This is a genomic window from Streptomyces venezuelae, assembly GCF_008642315.1.
Classification (GTDB): Bacteria; Actinomycetota; Actinomycetes; order Streptomycetales; family Streptomycetaceae; genus Streptomyces; species Streptomyces venezuelae_D.
This window is the reverse complement of the sequence record NZ_CP029192.1, coordinates 4847868-4862344: the sequence shown is the minus strand read 5'-3', so window position 1 is coordinate 4862344 and position 14477 is coordinate 4847868. Positions and strand designations below refer to the sequence as shown.

17 protein-coding genes are annotated in these 14477 nt (G+C 71.2%); 6 read left to right on the top strand and 11 right to left on the bottom strand.

What is annotated here, in order from left to right:
* The 4 genes from DEJ48_RS40385 to DEJ48_RS39775 form a co-directional block, all read right to left on the bottom strand.
* Positions 1-396 carry a hypothetical protein gene (locus DEJ48_RS40385; protein ID WP_223832129.1) on the bottom strand — a complete coding sequence of 132 codons (396 nt, stop codon included), beginning with the start codon at positions 394-396 and terminating at the stop codon, positions 1-3.
* Complete coding sequence (locus DEJ48_RS21240) at positions 393-1055, bottom strand: sigma-70 family RNA polymerase sigma factor (RefSeq protein WP_150217700.1); 663 nt, start codon at positions 1053-1055, stop codon at positions 393-395. The genes DEJ48_RS40385 and DEJ48_RS21240 overlap by 4 nt, the downstream gene beginning before the upstream one ends.
* Positions 1056-1143: 88 nt before the next feature.
* Positions 1144-1476, bottom strand: a complete 333-nt coding sequence (locus DEJ48_RS39780; protein ID WP_190537510.1) for a hypothetical protein — start codon at positions 1474-1476, stop codon at positions 1144-1146.
* Positions 1477-1976: 500 nt separating this feature from the next.
* The gene (locus DEJ48_RS39775; RefSeq protein WP_190537507.1) at positions 1977-2147 is read right to left on the bottom strand and encodes a hypothetical protein; all 171 of its coding nucleotides are present in this window, start codon (positions 2145-2147) and stop codon (positions 1977-1979) included.
* Positions 2148-2266: 119 nt separating this feature from the next.
* On the opposite strand from DEJ48_RS39775, the gene DEJ48_RS40795 reads away from it, so the two are divergent.
* Positions 2267-2389 carry a hypothetical protein gene (locus tag DEJ48_RS40795; protein WP_263399448.1) on the top strand — a complete coding sequence of 41 codons (123 nt, stop codon included), beginning with the start codon at positions 2267-2269 and terminating at the stop codon, positions 2387-2389.
* Here DEJ48_RS40795 and DEJ48_RS21230 read toward each other — a convergent pair.
* Positions 2370-3365 carry a helix-turn-helix domain-containing protein gene (locus DEJ48_RS21230; RefSeq protein WP_150217699.1) on the bottom strand — a complete coding sequence of 332 codons (996 nt, stop codon included), beginning with the start codon at positions 3363-3365 and terminating at the stop codon, positions 2370-2372. The two genes, DEJ48_RS40795 and DEJ48_RS21230, sit on opposite strands and share 20 nt — an antisense overlap.
* A 110-nt stretch (positions 3366-3475) precedes the next feature.
* On the opposite strand from DEJ48_RS21230, the gene DEJ48_RS21225 reads away from it, so the two are divergent.
* Together DEJ48_RS21225 and DEJ48_RS21220 are read left to right on the top strand one after the other, a co-directional pair.
* Positions 3476-4405, top strand: a complete 930-nt coding sequence (locus DEJ48_RS21225) for an NAD(P)-dependent oxidoreductase (RefSeq protein WP_150217698.1) — start codon at positions 3476-3478, stop codon at positions 4403-4405.
* A gap of 137 nt (positions 4406-4542) precedes the next feature.
* The gene (locus DEJ48_RS21220) at positions 4543-6018 is read left to right on the top strand and encodes a peptidoglycan D,D-transpeptidase FtsI family protein (RefSeq protein ID WP_150217697.1); all 1476 of its coding nucleotides are present in this window, start codon (positions 4543-4545) and stop codon (positions 6016-6018) included.
* Between the two features lie 24 nt (positions 6019-6042).
* Here DEJ48_RS21220 and DEJ48_RS21215 read toward each other — a convergent pair whose 3' ends face one another.
* Positions 6043-8154 (bottom strand): HelD family protein, encoded by a 2112-nt coding sequence (locus DEJ48_RS21215; protein WP_150217696.1) that lies wholly within the window; start codon positions 8152-8154, stop codon positions 6043-6045.
* 83 nt (positions 8155-8237) lie between these two features.
* On the opposite strand from DEJ48_RS21215, the gene DEJ48_RS21210 reads away from it, so the two are divergent.
* Positions 8238-8921 (top strand): TetR/AcrR family transcriptional regulator, encoded by a 684-nt coding sequence (locus DEJ48_RS21210; RefSeq protein ID WP_190537505.1) that lies wholly within the window; start codon positions 8238-8240, stop codon positions 8919-8921.
* A 28-nt stretch (positions 8922-8949) separates the two neighbouring features.
* Here DEJ48_RS21210 and DEJ48_RS21205 read toward each other — a convergent pair whose 3' ends face one another.
* The 4 genes from DEJ48_RS21205 to DEJ48_RS21190 all read right to left on the bottom strand — a co-directional run bounded on the left by DEJ48_RS21205 (position 8950) and on the right by DEJ48_RS21190 (position 12765).
* Positions 8950-9813 carry a hypothetical protein gene (locus DEJ48_RS21205; protein WP_150217695.1) on the bottom strand — a complete coding sequence of 288 codons (864 nt, stop codon included), beginning with the start codon at positions 9811-9813 and terminating at the stop codon, positions 8950-8952.
* Between the two features lie 50 nt (positions 9814-9863).
* Positions 9864-10994, bottom strand: coding sequence for a phosphotransferase family protein (locus tag DEJ48_RS21200; RefSeq protein WP_150217694.1), 1131 nt, complete (start codon positions 10992-10994; stop codon positions 9864-9866).
* A 91-nt stretch (positions 10995-11085) separates the two neighbouring features.
* The gene (locus DEJ48_RS21195) at positions 11086-11853 is read right to left on the bottom strand and encodes an HAD family hydrolase (RefSeq protein ID WP_150217693.1); all 768 of its coding nucleotides are present in this window, start codon (positions 11851-11853) and stop codon (positions 11086-11088) included.
* Complete coding sequence (locus DEJ48_RS21190) at positions 11854-12765, bottom strand: winged helix-turn-helix domain-containing protein (RefSeq protein WP_150221289.1); 912 nt, start codon at positions 12763-12765, stop codon at positions 11854-11856.
* Between the two features lie 125 nt (positions 12766-12890).
* Here DEJ48_RS21190 and DEJ48_RS21185 point away from each other — a divergent pair, with 125 nt between their 5' ends.
* Positions 12891-13079: a hypothetical protein gene (locus tag DEJ48_RS21185; protein WP_150217692.1), complete on the top strand. Its 189-nt coding sequence runs from the start codon at positions 12891-12893 to the stop codon at positions 13077-13079.
* 59 nt (positions 13080-13138) lie between these two features.
* Here DEJ48_RS21185 and DEJ48_RS21180 read toward each other — a convergent pair whose 3' ends face one another.
* On the bottom strand, positions 13139-14050 hold the full coding sequence (locus DEJ48_RS21180) for a winged helix-turn-helix domain-containing protein (RefSeq protein ID WP_150217691.1): 912 nt from the start codon (positions 14048-14050) through the stop codon (positions 13139-13141).
* Positions 14051-14204: 154 nt separating this feature from the next.
* Here DEJ48_RS21180 and DEJ48_RS21175 point away from each other — a divergent pair, with 154 nt between their 5' ends.
* Positions 14205-14390 carry a hypothetical protein gene (locus DEJ48_RS21175; RefSeq protein ID WP_150217690.1) on the top strand — a complete coding sequence of 62 codons (186 nt, stop codon included), beginning with the start codon at positions 14205-14207 and terminating at the stop codon, positions 14388-14390.
* Positions 14391-14477 lie beyond the last annotated feature (87 nt).

Below are 14477 nucleotides of genomic sequence, written 5' to 3'. Positions count from 1 at the left end.
TCAGGCGGGCGCGGGTGGCGTCGGGTCCGACGGCGCTGACGAAGGCGAGGACGGCGTCGGTGGCGACGGCGGTGGCGACGGCGCCGGTGACGACGGCCGGGTGGTCCTTTCGTGCGGGTGCGCCGGTTCGACGGGGGCGTCCCCGCCCTGCCGTTCGGTCCAGCCCAGGGCCAGCAGGACACCGGCCAGAGCCGCCGCGAGCGCGAGCAGGGTCAGCGCGGTCGCACGGACCGGAATACGCCTGCCCACCTGCTCGGACGGCGGGATCGCGCGCCGCAGGGACTCGGGGCCGACCGTGCGCGCCCGTGCGTCCAGCGCGTCCCGCAACCGGGCTTCGAGCAGCTCCTGCCCGGGACCGGGGCCGGGGCCGGGGCCGTGCCCGTCCTTCAGGGTCATCGGGAACCTCCCAGCTGTCTGCTCAGTGCGTCCAGCGCCCGGCTGGCGGTGGACTTGACCGCGCCGCGCGAGAGACCGAGGGTGGCGGCGATCTGGGCCTCGGTGAGGTGGGACCAGTAGCGCAGCACGAGCACCTCGCGCTGGCGCCGGGTGAGCCGCTTGAGCGCGTCGAGCACCTCGCGGTGTTCCTCGCGCAGCAGGACGTGCTCGTCGACAGGCGGGGCGTGGCCCTCTCGCTCGGGTGTGTGCGCGCGGACCGTTCTGCGGCGGCGCAACACGGAACGGGAGCGGTTCACCACGCTCGTCCGCAGGTACGCCTCCGGGTCGTCCACTCCTTCCAGGCGGGCGCCGTGTCTGCGGAAGAGCGCCGCGAACGCGTCCTGCACGACATCCTCGGCGGTCGGGAGGTCGTCGACGAGGAACAGCGCGAGACGGACGAGGTCCAGGCGGCGGTAGTGGTAGAGGTCGTCGATCCCGGGGCTCTCGCCCCGCGTGGAGAGGGGCGCGGTCGGCACGGGGGCCGGCTGCCGGATCCCTTGTGACGGTTGGCCCCCGCGAGTCAGGAGCCCGCACAGCAGACGCTCCCACCCACGGCGCAGCGCGCCGGTGGCGGGGAAGGCGGGGAAGGCGGGGACGACCGGGTACGTCGCTGTCCTCATGGCTCTCCTGGACGCGGGGCGTGCGGGCCGCCGGGTGATCAGCCCGGCGGCCCTCCTACGGCTTGCGGCTACTGCCGACGCTGCGGCATCACTTCGTAGCCGGAGGAGCCGGAGCCGCGGTCGGCTCCTCGTGCCCCGGAACAGACGGAGGCTCGGTCGGCTCCTCGTGACCGCCCTTGGCCGGAGCAGGAGCAGGAGCAGGAGCGGAAGCGGGAGCGGGCGCCCTGTGCTTGCCCTTGCCGGGTGTCGCGGACGGACCGTTGTCGGGCGCCGCCTGCTTGGCCGGGGCAGGGGCAGGGGCAGGGGCAGGGGAGGAATCGGCGGTGGCGGCGTGTGCCACCGCGCCACCTCCCAGGGCGAGCGCCGCGATGGCCGCCGCCGCCCCCAGGGCCTTGCGGGGCGAGACATGACGCAGGGACATGCGGTTCCTCTATTCGTGATTCGTGATCGTGGTCGTGCTCGGAGTCGGTGGATCGAACGAAGGCGCCTTCACCCCGACAGACGTCCGGGTCCCGGGGAGGTTGCAGGTCCGCCGCGGTCTTTTTCAGCGCAGGGGCCCGATGGCGCGGAGCCACACCCCGCGGCGCCCGCCTGTGGCCCCGGACCACCTCGTCTCCCCCTCCGACGGCCGCCCAGAATGACGGCCCCCACACCGCCCGGATCCCGGAGGTACGCATGGCCCACGGAACGTCCTGCGGAAGGACCCGTGGAAAGACCCGCGGAAGGCCTCGTGGAAAGACCCCCTCACCCTGACCACCACCTTCGCCCTCGCCCTCACCGGCGCCCTCACCCTCGGCGGCACGACCGACGCCGCCGCGGCCGCCCCCACCCCCACCCCCACCCCCACCCCGGTGAACTGACACCGCACGCCATCGAGTCGACGTACGTCTCCGGCGTCTCCTCCGGCGGCTACCTCGCCGATCAACTGCACGTCGCGCACTCCGCCGTCTTCGAAGGGGCCGGCATCTTCAGTGCGGGGGCGTACGACTGTGCGCAGGGGAGCGTCAGGGTCTCCCCGCTGGGCAAGGTGGCCTGCGCCGCCACCGCGTCCCCGTACGTCAACACCTGCGGCACCGATCCCGAACGGTCCATGCTCAGCCATCTCTTCGGCGCCCCGGTGAACCCCCGCGACCACCGCCCCACTGGACGGCACCCTCGTCCGCTTCGACCAGAACCGCCACGCCCCGGGCGGCAACGCGGCCGCCGTCAGCATGGGCAGGGACGGCTTCGCGTACGTCCAGACGTACGGCCAGATCGGCGACACGCACTACGCCGACAAGGCCGGCAAGCAGATCACCGCGATCATGAGCATGGTCAAGCAGCTGGGCGGCTGAAGAACGAGCGCCGGTAGTCGGCGGGCGACACCCCGACGTGCTTGAGGAAGTGGTGCCGCAGGTTGTTCGCCGTGCCCAGGCCGCTCAGCTCGCCCACCCGCTCCACCGGCAGGTCCGTCGTCTCCAGCAGAGTCTGCGCCCGCGCGAGCCGCTGGTTGAGCAGCCACCGCAGCGGGGTCGTACCGGTGGCCGCGTGCAGGCGCCGGTAGAAGGTGCGCGGGCTCGTCGCCGCCCGGCGTGCCAGGTCGTCGACGGTCAGCGGCCGGTCCAGGTGCGCGCGGGCCCACTCCAGTACGGGCCCGAGGCCCGTGTCGTCCGTCTCGGGCACGGACAGGTCGATGAACTGGGCCTGCCCGCCCGGACGGTGGGCGGGCACGACCATCCGGCGCGCCAGCTGGTTGGCGACGTGCGCGCCGAGGTCGCGGCGGACCAGGTGCAGACAGAGGTCGAGGCCCGCGGTCAATCCCGCGCTGGTCAGGACGTCACCGTCGTCCACGTAGAGGACGGAGTCGTCGACGGTGACGTCGGGGTAGCGGGCGGCCAGTTGAGCCGTGTGCATCCAGTGGGCGGTCGCCCTGCGGCCGTCGAGGAGGCCCGCCTCGGCGAGCGCGAAGGCACCGGTGCAGAGGGAGACCATGCGGGCGCCCTCGGCGTGCGCGGCCCGCAGCGCGTCGGCGAGACCCGCCGGCAGCGGCGCGCCCTCGTCGATGCAGGCGTCCGGCACGGAGGTGACGACGACGGTGTCGGCGCCGGCCAGGCCTTCGAGGCCGTAGGGCGTGCGGAGCGAGATCCCGAACTCGCCCATCGCCGCCTGCCCCGGCTCCCTCGTGGCGCACAGCCGCAGGTCGTACCAGTGGTCGGACAGGTCGGGCTGCGGCTTGCCGAACACCGTGAAGGGGATGCTCAGTTCGTACAGATCCCAGGACGGGACCCCGATCTCGTCGGCCACGACGACCGCGACGGAACCTGCTCTCATCGGGCGAGCGTACGCCGGTCCCGGCGCCCCGCGGCGGCTGGCAGGAATTTGGTGATCACCGTCACCGCTGTCACTGTCGACGGCGGCCGCCCGCTGCGAGCGTGGACCCCATGAACGCCACCAGCGACTCCAATGAGAACGCCACCCCCGTCACGGTCCCCGTCTCCGTCCCCGTCACCGTCATCGGCCTCGGTCTCATGGGCTCCGCCCTCGCCGCCGCCCTCCTGGACGCCGGTCACCCCACCACCGTATGGAACCGCTCCCCGGAGAAGGCGAAGCCCCTGGCCGACCGGGGCGCGCAGGTGGCCGCCACCCCGGAGGACGCCGTCGCGGCGAGCGACCTCGTACTCGCCTGCGTACTCGACTACGACGCCCTGCACGCCGTGCTCGACCCCCTCGCCGCGACCGGCGGACTCGCCGGGAAGTCCCTGGTCAACCTCACCTCGGGTGCGCCGGAGCAGGCCGAGGAGATGGCGCGGTGGGCCGCTTCGCACGGCGCCGGGTATCTCGACGGCGGCATCATGACGACCCCGCCGGGCGTCGGCAGCCCCGAGATGATGTTCCTCTACAGCGGCTCGGAGTCGGTCTTCGAGGCGCACCGCGCCACTCTCGCCACGCTCGGCGACCCGCTCCACCTCGGCACGGAGCCGGGCCTCGCCTCGCTCTACGACTCCGCGCTGCTCGGCCTGATGTGGGCCGCGTTCACGGGCTGGCTGCACGGCACCGCGCTGGTCACCTCGCAGGGGACGTCGGCCGCCGCTTTCACGCGGGTGGCGCTGCGCTGGCTGAACGGCGCGGTCTCCGGGTTCGTGACGACGTACGCGCCGCAGGTGGACGCCGGGCGCTATCCGGGCGACGACGCGACCGTCGACGTACAGATCGCGGCGATCGGTCATCTCATCCACGCCGCGGAGGCGCGCGGCATCGACAACGCGCTGCCCGAGCTCCTGAAGTCGACGATGGAGCGCGCGGCCGCGGCGGGCCACGGCGGCGACAGCTACGCGAGCGTGGTCGAGGTGCTGCGCGGCGACAGTCGGTAGTTCGGCGGCAGACGGTGACCGGCGGCAGACCGGCGATGGATCACCCGGTGATCCATCGCCGGGTTTCCCCCCGTTTCTCCGTCGCAGCGGCGAGGATGGGCGGGAACGATTCGTCGTCGGCACCGGGGGAGCCACCCATGAACCGTCCGCTGCGGCACATAGCCGTCTTCTGCGGGATCCTCACTCTCGCCCTGCTCCTGCGGGCGAACTGGGTGCAGTTCGCGCAGAACGACGACCTCGCGAACGACAAGAAGAACCGCCGCGTGCAGATCGAGGCGTTCTCCCACCCCCGGGGCGACATCATCGTCGGCGGCAAGTCCGTCACCGGCTCGAAGGAGACCCCCGGGTCCGACTTCAAGTTCAAGCGGGTCTTCAAGGAGGGCCCGATGTACGCGCCGGTGACGGGCTACTTCTCGCAGGCCCAGGGCGCCACGTTCCTGGAGGGCGTGCACAACGGCGTCCTCAGCGGCAACGACGACCGGCTCTTCATCAAGCGCACCCTCGACATGCTGACCGGCAAGAAGCAGCAGGGCGGCGACGTCATCACGACCATCGACCCCAAGGCGCAGAAAGCGGCCTACGAAGGCCTGGTGAACCTGAACGCCAAGGGTGCGGTGGTCGCCCTGGACCCGCGCAGCGGCAAGGTGCTCGCGATGGCCAGCACCCCGTCGTACGACCCCTCGTCCTTCTCCGGCATCTCGCTCGCCGAGGGCAAGAAGTTCAAGGCGCTCGGCGACCGCAAGGACAAGCCGCTGAGCAACCGCGCGCTGCGCGAGATCTACCCGCCCGGCTCCACCTTCAAGATCCTCACCGCGGCCGCCGCCCTGGAGCACGGCGTCGTGACGGACATCGACAAGCCGACCGGTGCGGAGACCCCGTACAAACTCCCCCTCAGCTCCACCCGCATCGGCAACGACGTGCCGGACTCCAACTGCGACAAGGTCTCCGTGAAGACCGGCATGCAGTGGTCCTGCAACAACGTCTTCCTCGACCTCGCGGACAAGCTCGGCAAGGACAAGATGCGGGAGACGGCGGAGAAGTTCGGGTTCAACGACGAGCAGTTCATTCCCGTACGTGCCGTCGCCAGCAGCTATCCGGAGAAGCTCGACAAGCCGCAGACCGCGCTGACCGGCATGGGGCAGGGCAGCCTGACCAGCACGCCGCTGCAGATGGCGATGGTGACGGCGGGCCTCGCCAACGACGGGAAGGTCATGAAGCCGTACCTGGTCGAGGAGTTGCGCGGGCCCGACCTCTCGACGATCGAGAAGGGCGAGCCGCACGAGCTGAACCAGGCCGTATCCGAGAAGACCGCGAGGACCGTCCAGGAAATGATGGAGAACACCGTCGAGAACGGCACCGCGAACAAGGCGCGGATCGACGGCGTCACGGTCGGCGGCAAGACCGGCACGGCCCAGCACGGCGCCGATGTCAACGACGAGCGTCCCTTCGCGTGGTTCGTCTCGTACGCGAAGAACAGCGAGGGCGAGTCGCCCGTCGCCGTCGCCGTGTTCGTGGACCCCTCCAACATGGACATCCCGCGCTCGGAGATCGCGGGCGGCAAGCTGGGCGCGCCGATCGCGAAGGCGGTCATGGAGGCGGTCCTGGAACGCTGAGGCCTCTCAGGACACCTCAGGCACTCAGGCACCGCAGGCACCGCAGGCCTCTCCGGCGGACCACGGCAGCGGTCTGCTGTGCAGTACGTCGAGACGTGACACGGCGCGGGTCAGCACCACGTACAGACGGTGGAGCCCGCGCGCCTCGGCCTCCGCGATGTCCGCGGGTTCGGCGGCGACGACGTGGTCGTACTCCAGGCCCTTGGCGACGGACGCCGGGAGCACGGTGACGCGCGCGCCCAGCTCGTCGGGGCCCGCGCTGCCGATGCCGGCCGCGTCCAGTGCCGTACGCAGCCGCTCGACGGCGTGGTCGGCGGCGATGACCCCGATCGACCCCTCCCGACCGAGCGCCTCGCGCACCGCCCGCACCACTGCTGCCGCCACGTCCGCGACCTCCCGCACCCGCAGCTCGCCGTCCCCGCGCAGCGAACGGGCGGGCGGTACGTCCACGTCGAGCCGTCCGAGCAGTTCGTTGGCGAGCCCGACGACGGCACGCGGCACCCGGAACCCGGTGGTCAGCGGCGTCACCACGGCATCCGGCTTGCCCAGGTGCGTCAGCACTTCCGCCCAACTCCGCGCCGCCCACGGCGTGGTGGCCTGGGCGAGGTCGCCGAGCACCGTCAGCGAGCCGAAGTCCGAGCGGCGCGCGATGACCCGGCACTCCATGGGGGAGAGGTCCTGCGCCTCGTCGACGACGATGTGCCCGTACCCGGCGGGCCGTTCGAGGAGCCCCTCGACCTCGTCGAGCAGCACCAGGTCGGCGGCGCTCCACTTCGCGGACTTGTGGGAGCGGGGCGGCCTGGCCCACAGGATCGCCCGCTGTTCCGCGTCCGTGAGGATTCCGTCGGCCGCCGCGGCGAGCGCCTCCGCGTCCCCCAGCACCTCCGTGAGCACCTCGTCCGCCCGCACGCGTGGCCAGACCGCGTCGAGGAACCCTTTGACGGCCCCGGCCCGCCCCACCTTCTGCACCCACGCGTTGTTCTGCGGCCCCGCCCGCCGCTCGGCCCGCTCCTGAACGGCCCGCACGACGCGGCTGCGCACCCGCTCGCGCCCGACGGCGTACGGCGGCTCCTCACTCCTCACCGTCGCCACGATCCGCTCCAACTCGCCGACCGGAACCCGCCACCGGTACGCCCCGTCGGCCACGGCGACCTCGCCGTCCGCGTGCGGGGCGGCGACCCGCGCGTACAGCGCACGGCGCAGCACCTCCGCCATCCGGGCGTCGTGTTTGACGACGGCGGCGGCCTCGTCGTCGTGGGCGCGGACCGGATGCCGTCCGCCGATCTCGTCAGCCACCGTGGACTGCCGTACGCCGGTCTCCCCGAGGGAGGGGAGCACCTCGGCGATGTAGCGGAGGAAGGTGCGGTTGGGGCCGAGGATGAGCAGTCCGGAGCGCTGGACGCGGTGGGGGTGCGTGTAGAGGAGGTAGGCGGCGCGGTGCAGCCCGACGGCGGTCTTGCCGGTGCCGGGCGCGCCCTGCACGCAGACGGATGCGGCGAGTTCGCCCCGTACGAGGTCGTCCTGTTCGGGCTGGATGGTGGCGGCGATGTCGCGCATGGGGCCGACGCGGGGCCGCTCGATCTCCCCGGCGAGAATGCGGCTGCCCGTCCCGGCCAGGCAGTCCCTGCTCCGCTCCCCGCCCCCGTCCCTCTTCCCCTCCCCCAGGGGCTCGTCCTCCATCCCGGTGAGGTCGGCGGAGTCCCCTTTGCTGCCGGGCGCCCAGCCGAACCGCCGCCGGACGGCGACGCCCTGCGGGTTCCGGGCGCCTGCCTGGTAGAAGGCGCGGGAGACGGGGGCGCGCCAGTCGACGACGAGGGGCGGGGCGGAGGGGTGCTCGCTGACGCGCAGCCGCCCGACGTAGTAGCGCTGCCCGCGGTGGTCGCCGGCCCCGGCGTCCTCCTCGCCGGCGAAGTCGAGCCGCCCGAAGAACAGCGGGGCCCGCGGGAGCTCGCGCATGGCTTTGGCGTGGCTGCGGAACTCGTACCCGAGCACTTCGGCGTCGGCACCGGACGCGGACACGTCCGCCCCTCCGACGACCCGCTCCTCGGCACCCTCGACCATGCGGGCCAGGGCGGCGCGACAGGCGTCGTGGTGGCGGCGTTCCTGGGCGAGGGCGTCGGTGGGTGGTGTCGTCATGGGGCCAGAATAATGTAACCGAGTTAAATTCGTAACCAAGGCACCTTCATGACCGCGTCTCACCCACCGGCTACACTCGGCCCATGCCCCCAGCCACCGAGAGCGCGAACGCGAGCGTGAGCGCGAGCGCAGCCGAGATCCAGCAGCCCGGTCTCCGCGCCCGCAAGAAGCAGCGCCGCTTCGAGGAGATCTCCGAGACGGCGATCGCCCTCTTCCTGGAGAAGGGGTTCGAGAAGGTGTCGGTGGCGGAGGTGGCGGCGGCAGCGGAGGTCTCCAAGCCGACCCTGTTCCGCTACTTCGACTCGAAGGAGGACCTGGTCCTCCACCGCTTCGCCGACCACGAGGACGAAGCGGCCCGCACGGTCGCCGCCCGGCCCGCCGGACTCACCGCGCTCGACGCCCTGCACCGCCACTTCCTGGCCGGCCTGGACCGCCACGACCCGGTCACGGGCCTCAACGACGCCGAAGGAGTCCTGGCCTTCCACCGCCTCCTCTACGGCACCCCGTCCCTGGTCGCCCGCCTCCACGGCTACCAGAACCGCTCCGAACAGGCCCTGGCCACGGCCCTCCGCGACGCCCACGGCGGCACCCCCCTGGCCGCCCGCCTGGCCGCGGCCCAGATCATCGCCGTCCACCGCGTCCTGGCGGAGGACAACTGGCGCCGCGTCGCGGCGGGCGAGCCCGTGGCCGAGATCGAACCGGAGGCGGTGAGGTCGGCGAACACGGCATTCACCGACCTACGCACGGGCCTCACGCGCTACGCGTGACCGGACCGCGGCCGGCGCACGGGGGGCCTCAGGCGCCGCTCGCGTCGGGCAGCGGCGAGGACAGCCGCCACAGCGTGTCGAAGAGGTCCTGCCGCTGGGCGACCTTCTCCCGCCCGGCGGCCCCCGACTCGGCACGCCAGTGGGTCAGCACGGCCTGATAGCCCTTGAGGTCGAGGATCTGCCGCTCCGGCGGCACGGGAGCGGACTCCTGCACCACCTTGTCGTAGATGCCGTCGAACAGTTCGTCGCCGTTGATCAGGCAGAACTTCAGGAGGGGCGTGATGCGCAACATGCGGAACTGCACGTCCATGTCGGCCCGGCGGGACCCTCGCAGAGTGCGGGTCACTCCCCCGAACTCGCGCACGTTCCACCGCACCCGGTCCAGCTGATACGCGCGGTACGCGGGGTCGTCGACCGCTCTGCCCCGCGCGTCCAGCGTCCCCGGTATCGCCATCGGAACGGTGAAGTCCGGTACGAGGATGCGCACCCGCACGCTGCGCCGGGCCCCCTCCTCCAGGGCTTCGAGGCACCGCGTGACCGGCGTCTTGACGGTCTCCCCCGTGTAGCCGATGGCGTCTATCCGGACCCGCCGCGCCCTTCGGTCTCCCACCACACGCTCGATGTGCTCGCTCAGCTCCGCCGTGCGTATCTCGGAACCGGCCTCGGGACGCGTCCTGCGGTTCAGCTCGCGCACCTCGTTGTAGAGCACGTAACCGACCAGGCTGACGATGGAACCGCCCACGAAGGCCTTGCCCTCCAGCGCGTCCCCCACCGGCCCCACGAACTGGGCGACAAGGCCGAGGACGAACACGCCGAGCAGCAGCGCCTTGGTCAGGGCGCTCTCCGCATCGGCCCAGCGCTCCCGCCCCGAACCACGACCTCTCACAGCCATCGGACTCCCCTCGCGTCACGGGAGTTGTCCGGCGCATGCCGCCACGTCGGTCATGCCCCGCCGAACGGCCCCTCGTACCACTCCCGAAGAGCCTTCTCGGCAACTCCCTCATCCGGCACCGAGACCAGCTTCAGTGGTTCCGCCGCCCGGCGCACCGCCCGGCACACACGTGCCGCCGCGCCCGCGTAGTCGGCCAGGTCCGGGGCGCCGGGCAGGGCCGTCAGGTCGAGGGCGGCTCGCATGATGTCGGGGAAGACCGACTGGGCGTACTCGAAGTCCAGGTAGACGGGGAGGTCGACGGTCATCCCGGCCGTCATGTCGGCGTGGCCCGCTCGTTCCATCGCCTCGGCCCACAGTTCCTTGACCCGGGTCTGTTCGTCCTTCTCGTAGTCCATGCGGACGACGTGGACGGCGAGGTCGTGCAGGGGGTCGCCGTACATGGCCAGCTCCCAGTCGATCACCGCCAGTTGCTTGCGGTCGACCACGACGTTCGCGCGGTGCACGTCGGTGTGGAGGAGGCAGAAGGGGCGCGGTGTCAGCCGCGGGCGCTCCGGGTCGTCACGGAAGGCGGCCAGGGCGTCGGGGCGTACCCCGACCGCCGAGAAGAGGGAGTCGAAGCGCCGGCGGTTCGGGGCGTGCACCCGGTGCTCGGTGAAGTCGACGAGCCACTGGAGGAACTCCTCGGACCGGCCCGACTCGGGCCATCCGCGTGGGCGGGGCGGGAGTTCGTCCTCGGGTACGGCCGCGGCACGTGCGAAGAACTCCGCGAAGGAGCGCATCAACGGCTCCCCGATGGAGCCTTCCGGCACGAGGTCGGAGAGTGCCTGGCCGGCCCGGTAGGAGTGCAGCGACCAGTCGCCGAAGTCCCGCAGGCAGCGCGGGACTTCCTTCAGATGGCGGCTGACCACCGCGAGCAGTTCGGGCTCGCTCGGCCAGATGCGGGGCACCACTTCCACCGTCTCGCGCGGCATCCGGCACTTGACCCGCGCACGGAACGGCATCGTGCCCAGCAGCACGGCGAGGGACCAGCCGAGCGGCACGACGTGGTTGATGTTGTGGTGACCGGCCACGACCTGGCGCTTCGGGTGCTCCCGGTGCAGTTCGGCGAGGCGTCGGATCCACGTCTCGCGGAGCCCGGTCTTCGGCGCCTCGTGGGGGGTGCGAGGCGGAGGGGACGGCATGAGCGCAGAGGGTATCCGGATCACGGAACCGTTCCTGCCACATGCCACATAGTGGACGTCGGCGTGGCGCTTGCTTGTTCGGCCTGCTGCTTTACGGCGCCTTCATGTCCCCGATGGCGTATACAACCCTGGAGAGACGTTCGAGAGAGTCGACCAGGTGTCCCGCGCCCGCCTCGCGCAGCAGGCGCGCCTTGCGGTCGTTGCGCGCGTACCCGAGGAAGCGCACGCCTGCCTGCCGTGCCGCCGCGTAGTCGGACGGCGCGTCACCGATCATCAAGGTCGCCCGCGGATCCGCCCCCAAGGCGCGCAGGGCCCTCTCCACGCAGTCCGGGTCGGGCTTGAGCCGGCTGAGGTCCTGGGTGCGGCCGTATATGTGGGGCGCGAAGCATTCCAGGATGCCGCGCCGCTCCAGGTACCTGCCCACCGCGCAGGGCGCGTTGTTCGTCGTCACCGCGAGCCGGGCGCCGACCGCCGACCAGGTGCGGATCAGCGGGTCGACGTACGCGGTCGGCATGGCCGTCGTCACGGCGTTCAGCTCCTGACGGGTGAGCCACCGCTCCAGCTCGACGACCAGGTCACTGCGGGGGTGACGGCGGTGGACGGCGCGCAGTACGACGTAGGGGTCGGGCTGCTGCTTCTCCTCGGCGGTGAGCAGGCCGCGCAGCCCTCGCTCCTTCAACCACTGGACCAGGTCCCGCGCCACGTCCGCCGCCGGGCGTCCGGCGAAGAGGCGGCAGATGGGTCCGTCGAAGTCGAAGAGCACGAAGCGGATGGGAGCGACCACGTCCCGAAGACGTTCGGTCTCATCCGCCGCCGATTCGGTCGGCGTCGCGTCGGACTGCGTCGAATCAGATGTCATTTAAGAGAGTGTCAGGTCGGAAGTGATCGTTTCCCAGAGGGCGTCGAACCAGTTCTGCGACTCCTGGACGAAGACCGTGTCGCGAGAGGTGTCCGCGGCTTTCTCGAAGGAGAAGACCGGGGCCTTGATGCCTCCCGCGTCCCAGATGTCCATCACCTCGTTCGCCCCGTCGGGCGCCTCCAGTTCCACGGACGTGGGCGCCAACGTGTAATACGCCAACAACGCCTCCCGCCCGTTCAGCAGATAGAGCTTCACCGGCGTCGTGAACGGCAGCGCGCGGAACGTGACGTCGACGTCGATTCCGTGGGAGGCGCGCAGGGCGCGCAGGTTGTGGCGGAGGACCTGGCCCTGGGCGTTGCGCTGGGCGTGCCAGCGCTGGTGGAGGCGTTCCCGGCCCTCGTCGCCGCCCTCCATCGGCACGGGGAACGCCAGCTCGATGTCGCTGCTCGGCAGGAGGATCCGCGCGGTGATCGACTGGGGGCGCAGGCGACCCTCGTGGATGAGTCGCACCGGCTCTCCGAGCGCGATCATCAGCGTCTCCGCGGTGTACGAGACGACGTCGATCCGCACGTGCGGCTCGGCGAAGGCCGCCGCGAGCCTCGGGGCCAGGGCGACCATGGACGGCTGGGGTTCCTTGCCCACGGGGGGCGGCGCCGACTGGGCCACCCGGGGCGGGCTGCCCTTGCTCACGTTGGACAGCAGGCCCTCGGCCTGGAGCTTCTTCATCGCCTGGCGTACGGCGCCTCGTTCGACGCCGAACTCCCCGGCGAGTTCCGCCTGGGTCGGCAGGCGTTCGCCCGCCTTGAGTTCGCCCGCCCGGATGCGGTCGCGGAGGGTGTCGGCGATGTCCTGTGGGGTGAGTCTTCTTCTGCTTCTGCCGTTCACTGCCACGTTCTCCTGGGTCACGACCAGACGATACAACTGACCGCCATCTCTGGGGAGTTGCAGGGAAGTTGTTTTGGAGATCTCGCCAAGTGGGGACAACTCAAACAGAGTTGGTTGCCAACTGGCTCAAGATGGCAGAAGGAGGAACCACCATGCCCGCCATAGCCCTCCTCGCAGCCGTGGTCGCTGTCGCCCTGGAACAGCTCGTGCAGTGGAAGTACGGACCGATGGGCATCGTCGGCCTCCTTCTGCTGACCGTGGGCGTCAAGGCGAAGAACGCCACCTGCAGTTCCATCGGAGCCGTCGTCCTCGCCCTGATGGTGACGGGTCCGGCCGGCTGATCCGGCGGAGCCGGCGGTCGGCATCACCCCTCGCGGGCCCCGCGAGGGCCCCGGGACGCTCAGCCCGCCGCCAGCTCCAAGTCCTGACTGATCGTGTTCCAGAGGGCGTTGAACCACAGATGGGACTGTTCCACGAACGTCGTGTCCCGCAACCCGTCCCCCTCCTTGAACGGGAAGAGCATCGACTGCGTGCCCTGCGCGTCGTACATCTCCAGGGACTCCTTGCCGATCTCCTCGTCCCGCTTGGTGAGCGTGTAGTAGGCGAAGAGCGCCTCCGTGCCGTTGATCAGGTACAGCTTCACGGGCGGCGTGAACGGCAGCGCGCGGAACTGCACCGATACGTCGATGCCGTGCGACGACCGCAGCGCGAGGAGGTTGTGGCGCAACACCTGCCCCTGCGCGTTGCGCTGGTCGAGCCAGCGGCGGTGGACCCGGTCGCCCTGGAGGTCCCCGCCGTCGACCGGCGCGGGGAAGGCGAGGTCGATGTCGCGGCTGGGCAGCAGCACCCGGACGTCGACCTTGGCCGGTTTACGCCGTCCCGCGTGGATCTGGCGCAGCGGTTCACCGATGGCCATGGTGAGCGAGATGGACGTGAGACAGAGGGCGTCTATCTCCACGTGCGGCACGTCGAAGGCGGCGGCGATCCGCGGGGCGAGGCCGACCATCGTGGGCTGCGGCCGCACCTCGCCGGGACCGGCCGAAGCACGCTCCGCGGCGTCCGCGACCGTGGCGGGGCTCCCCTTGGACACGTTGGACAGCAGATGCTCACGGTGCAGGATGCGCAGCGCTTCCCGCACGGCTCCCCGTTCCACGCCGAACTCGTCGGCCAGCTCGGCCTGCGTCGGCATGCGCTGGCCGGGCCGCAGCGACCCGGTTCTGATCCGGTCGCGCAGCACGTCGGCAACCTCTCGGTGGCTCCGCTGCGCTCGCTTGCGCCCGTTGACGGCGGCGTGTTCGGTGCTCACAACCAAACAGTACAACTTCGCGCCATCTTAGGGGAGTTGCAGGAAAGGTGGTTATGAGTCGACTCCCAGCGGAGATAAGTCAGTTGAAGTTGGTAGCCAACTTCGGCGACCTGGTCAGACCCCTCCGGGGTTGGCCACCAGCCCGATATGGGGGAACGTCATGCCGCTCATCGCCATCGCCGTCGCCGCCCTCGCCATCGCCTTCGAGCAGCTCATCCAGTGGAAGTACGGACCGCTCGGCATCGTCGCCTTCGTCCTGCTGACCATCGGAATCAAGGCCAAGAACGTCAAGCTCAGCGGCGTCGGAGCGGGCCTGCTCGTCCTGCTCCTCGCCCAGTCGGGCTGACCCCGCCCGACCGCACGAGACCCGACCGCACAAGGCCCGGCTGACCGGGCTCCCATCCGGAGGGGAGCCGGGAGTCCGATCAGTCGT